The 4,229-nt window shown below is 43.2% G+C and carries 5 protein-coding genes; 4 read left to right on the top strand and 1 reads right to left on the bottom strand.

Annotation, left to right across the window (positions count from 1 at the left end; all coding sequences use genetic code 11):
* The 4 genes from H6S82_RS21235 to H6S82_RS21220 form a co-directional block, all read left to right on the top strand.
* The coding region (locus H6S82_RS21235; protein ID WP_199317930.1) for a hypothetical protein at positions 1-422 on the top strand (422 nt) is incomplete at its 5' end.
* A gap of 11 nt (positions 423-433) precedes the next feature.
* The gene (locus tag H6S82_RS21230; RefSeq protein ID WP_190472291.1) at positions 434-1,447 is read left to right on the top strand and encodes an ATP-grasp domain-containing protein; all 1,014 of its coding nucleotides are present in this window, start codon (positions 434-436) and stop codon (positions 1,445-1,447) included.
* Positions 1,448-1,484: 37 nt separating this feature from the next.
* Entirely contained in the window at positions 1,485-2,369 is an 885-nt protein-coding gene (locus H6S82_RS21225; RefSeq protein ID WP_190472289.1) for a hypothetical protein, read from the top strand.
* 42 nt (positions 2,370-2,411) lie between these two features.
* Positions 2,412-3,542, top strand: a complete 1,131-nt coding sequence (locus tag H6S82_RS21220) for an aminotransferase class I/II-fold pyridoxal phosphate-dependent enzyme (protein WP_190472286.1) — start codon at positions 2,412-2,414, stop codon at positions 3,540-3,542.
* Here the strand turns inward: H6S82_RS21220 and H6S82_RS21215 are convergent.
* Positions 3,498-4,229 (bottom strand): mechanosensitive ion channel family protein (locus H6S82_RS21215; RefSeq protein ID WP_191056662.1); only part of this gene is annotated, 732 nt, incomplete at its 5' end. The two genes, H6S82_RS21220 and H6S82_RS21215, sit on opposite strands and share 45 nt — an antisense overlap.

The raw sequence follows: 4,229 nt of genomic DNA, 5'->3' as shown, positions 1-4,229 counted from the left end.
TTGTATCCGATGTGTTGAAATTTGCGGCGAAAGTTGTGGGGTTAAAAACAGTGCGATCGCGTCAAATTGCCCTAGTAGTCGGTAGCATCCACAACGTTAAACCAACCGGGACAGATAAAAATTTGTCAATGCGAGTTTATAGGAATGATGAAAATAACGGTCAAAGAAAACTCGCCGCCCCAGTAGATATAGTCGGATATACTTGTATGGAACACGATTGTTTATATAAGGACTATCCTGGCGAAATTGGCATAGGAGATTATGCAGTTTTTGAGAATATGGGTGCTTATACTGTCGTCTTCAAACCGCCATTTATTCGTCCAAATCCACCCATTATTAGCTATGACCCGCTCCTCAACGAGGATACCCTAATCAGGCGGCGAGAAACTTCTCAGGATGTGTTTTCTACTTATATCCTGTAACAGCTAAAAATATGAATGTCATCTTGACTTGTGCGGGACGCCGCAACTATCTGTTAAAATACTTCCAAGCAGCACTAGGAAATCGCGGAAAAGTATTTGCTGGCGATGTTAGCATAGAAGCACCGACATTACAAGAAGCTGATGAAAGTTTTTTGTTACCGCCGATCTATCGCAGCGATTACTTTGACAAACTCTTCGATATCTGTCAGCAAAAAAAGGTAAGATTAATCATACCTCTCAACGATTTAGAGTTGCCTTCTCTAGCAAAACAGCGCGATCGCTTTCTTGCTATAGGAACGATTCCCGCAGTTTCCTCTCCAGAAGTCGTCGATATTTGTTTCGATAAGTTTGCTACATTTAAATTTTTACAAAATATCGGAATTTCTGCACCCAAAACATATCTCTCCCTCGCGTCAGCACGAGAAGCTATTCAAAAAGGAGAAATAACTTTTCCAGTAGTAGTAAAACCACGCTGGGGAAGCGCATCAATTGGGATTGAATATCCCCAAGATGAGGAAGATTTGGAATTAGCTTATCGCTTTGTGAAAAAATCGGTAATGAGATCCTTCTTAGCAGAAGTAAGCTCATCCGATCCAGATCGGTGTATCTTAATTCAAGAACGATTAAGCGGACAAGAACACGGTCTGGATATTATCAATAACTTAGACGGCGCATATATTACTACTTTTGTCAAGCGCAAGTTGACCATGCGAGCCGGAGAAACCGATCGAGCCATCACAGTCGAAAACGAGGAACTGAAACAGCTAGGTGCGAAAATAGGTCAAAAACTGGGACACATCGGCAACCTAGACTGCGATGTAATTGTGGGTGAAACAGGTTTGTGCGTGCTAGAATTGAACCCGCGTTTCGGTGGGGGATATCCATTTTCTCAAATAGCAGGGGCAAATATTCCGGCAGCGTTAATCGCTTGGGCCAATGGAGAAGAACCCGATCCGAGTTGGCTAACAGTGCAAGCAAATATCGCTGCTTCCAAATGCGATCGACTGGTGACTGTTCGCAGGTAATAATCAAAAGCTCTAGTTATGAGTTTGGTTCGCATCAATGAATGTGAATGATGGCAAAATAGGAGATTTGTCGCAAGCTGTAATAATCTCCATGACAGAAGCAGAATATGCCCAAAAACTTCGTGCTAGGGGAATACATATTGTCTACCATCAAGAACGATATTGGAAGGAAATAGTTCTGGGTTTCTATGAGCCAGTGCATTTAATGGCGCGTTTGACAGCCGAGCAAGCAACGCGCCCAGCATTATTGAGTTGGGGATTCCGAGCAGCTCTGGATGAAAAAGATCTAACAGCAGCAAATGCCACTATGCCGATAAACTTGCTATCCGATTTAGAAAATTACGATCTAGAAAGCTTACCCAGAAAGCGCAGGGCAGATTTACGCAAATCTATGAAGCAAGTAAAAATTGTGGAATTAATTGATGGGTCAGTTTTGCAACAACAGGGGTATGAAGTGCTTTGCTCCTCATTGAAACGGACAAAACATGATAAAATACCTACAAAGGCCAACTATTTGGCGACCATCGCCGCCGAGACTGCCGATCGACATTGCTTGACGATTGGAGGACTGATCGGAAATAAGTTAGGTGGTTACATTACTGGATGGGCAGTAGATGGAACTGCGTATATGGTTAAAGGTTATTATGCAACTGAAGCCTTGCCAACTTCTATAGTGACAGGATTGTACTATGGATTCATCCAGGTCTGTAAGCGCTCTGGCAAAATTCACCAAATTGCGAATAGCCAGCACTTAAAAGAACTTCCTAATTTATGTTCTTATAAAGAAAGTATGCAATTTCTAGTTCATATTATTCCTACGAAGCTATACATCAATCCCCTGATGAAACAGTTAATTCGATGGCGATATCCCAATAAGTACTATCGCTTATCCGGACAGGACGCTCGTACATTGAACCCTTAAGTCTCAGACAAATCTATCAAGTTACCAGCCAAATTAGAAATAATGACAAAACAAATTCTGCTATCAACTCCCCATATGGGCGATCTCGAACAAAAGTTTGTCCAAGAAGCTTTTGATACCAACTGGATCGCGCCCGTTGGCCCTCACGTCGATGCTTTCGAGCAAGAATTCTGTCAAGTAGTAGGCGCTAAACACGCGGCGGCTGTGAGTTCCGGTACAGCGGCTTTACACTTGGCTTTAGAATTAGCAGGTATTCAACCTGGAGATGAGGTTTTTTGCTCGACTTTAACTTTTATTGCTAGTGCTAGTCCGATTACTTATTTGAAAGCTAAACCAGTTTTTATTGATAGCGATCGCACTACCTGGAACATCGACCCCAACTTATTGCGAGAAGCACTAGAAAAACGAGCCAAAATTGGCAAATTACCCAAAGCAGTTGTCATCGTACATCTTTACGGACAAAGTGCCGATATCGATCCCATTTTAGCCGCTTGTTCCGAATACGAAGTCCCCTTAATTGAAGACGCCGCCGAATCATTAGGCGCAACCTATAAAGGTAAATCACCCGGTATATTTGGTAAAATCGGCATTTTCTCATTTAACGGTAATAAAATTATCACCACTTCCGGCGGCGGAATGTTAGTTTCCGATGATGAAAATATCGTAGCAAGAGCGCGTTTTCTAGCTACCCAAGCACGCGATAATGCACCCCATTACCAACATTCCGTAGTTGGCTATAACTATCGCCTCAGCAACGTTTTGGCTGGAATCGGTCGCGGTCAATTGCGCGTTTTAGAAGCGCGAGTAAACGCGAGAAGACACAATTGTGAGGTTTATCAACAAGCGTTAGGAAAATTGCCTGGGATAGAATTTATGCCAGAAGCAGACTTCGGACGCGCTACTCGCTGGCTGACTTGCTTGACAATTGACCAGGCGGCTTTTGGTGTCGATCGAGAACAAGTTCGCCTCACACTTGCCAAACAGAAAATAGAAGCGCGTCCAGTTTGGAAACCGCTGCATTTACAACCAGTATTTGCCGAGTGTGAAGTTATTGGAGGTGCGATCGCAGAAGACTTATTCGATCGCGGTTTGTGCTTACCTTCAGGTTCTAATTTAACAGCAGAAGATTTACAGCGAGTCACTCAGGCGATCGCGGAAATTTACACTGGTTAGAGGGTTATTCAACACTTCTTTAACCTGTTGTTGTACTTGCGATCGCACTATTTCGTAAACTTTAGCATCGCACCAAGGACGCAGATACAAAACAGTACTTTTAGCTGCAATAGAAGCAACCTCACAAGTAGGCTGCGGATCTTTTAACACTAAAGGATGCTGTTGGACAACATATAAAAGCAAATTAATCGTAGGTTCGATTTGTCGTTCGCCAATATCGATCGACAAATCAACCCGGCGCGTCCCCATCGCAGTAGTATTTTTCACCGTACTGGTAAAAAGATTGCCATTGGGTACGGTAATTTTCACATTGTCTGGTGTCACCAATGTAGTAAAGAAAATACCGATACTATTCACCACACCAGAAACACCAGCACCTTCAATAAAATCTCCCACCTCAAACGGACGCAGACTAATCAGCATGATGCCAGCAGCAAAGTGTGATAGAGTATTTTGTAAAGCCAAGCCGATCGCCAAACCAGCAGCACCGATCGCCGCGACTATACTATTTGCTTGAATACCCAAAGCATTGAGAAAAGCGACAACTCCCACGACTAACGTCAAAATTTCAGATGTTTGGATTAAGAAATTCCGCACAGTTGGCTGAGCGCTTTTGAGAGCTTTGCGAGTAATACGACCGACAATATTAATAGCGATTCGCGTTAATAGCAAAATGCCGATCGCCCA

This window comes from Planktothrix sp. FACHB-1355 (assembly GCF_014748295.1).
GTDB classification, from domain to species: Bacteria; Cyanobacteriota; Cyanobacteriia; order Cyanobacteriales; family Aerosakkonemataceae; genus Aerosakkonema; species Aerosakkonema funiforme_A.
Note: the sequence above shows the minus strand (reverse complement) of the source record. Positions and strands in the feature narration are given on the sequence as shown.

What these genes read in the sequence shown, in the direction of transcription:
- H6S82_RS21230 (WP_190472291.1), top strand. Translation starts at nt 434, where the DNA reads ATGAATGTCATCTTGACTTGTGCGGGACGCCGCAACTATCTGTTAAAA.
- H6S82_RS21225 (WP_190472289.1), top strand. Translation starts at nt 1,485, where the DNA reads ATGAATGTGAATGATGGCAAAATAGGAGATTTGTCGCAAGCTGTAATA.
- H6S82_RS21220 (WP_190472286.1), top strand. Translation starts at nt 2,412, where the DNA reads ATGACAAAACAAATTCTGCTATCAACTCCCCATATGGGCGATCTCGAA.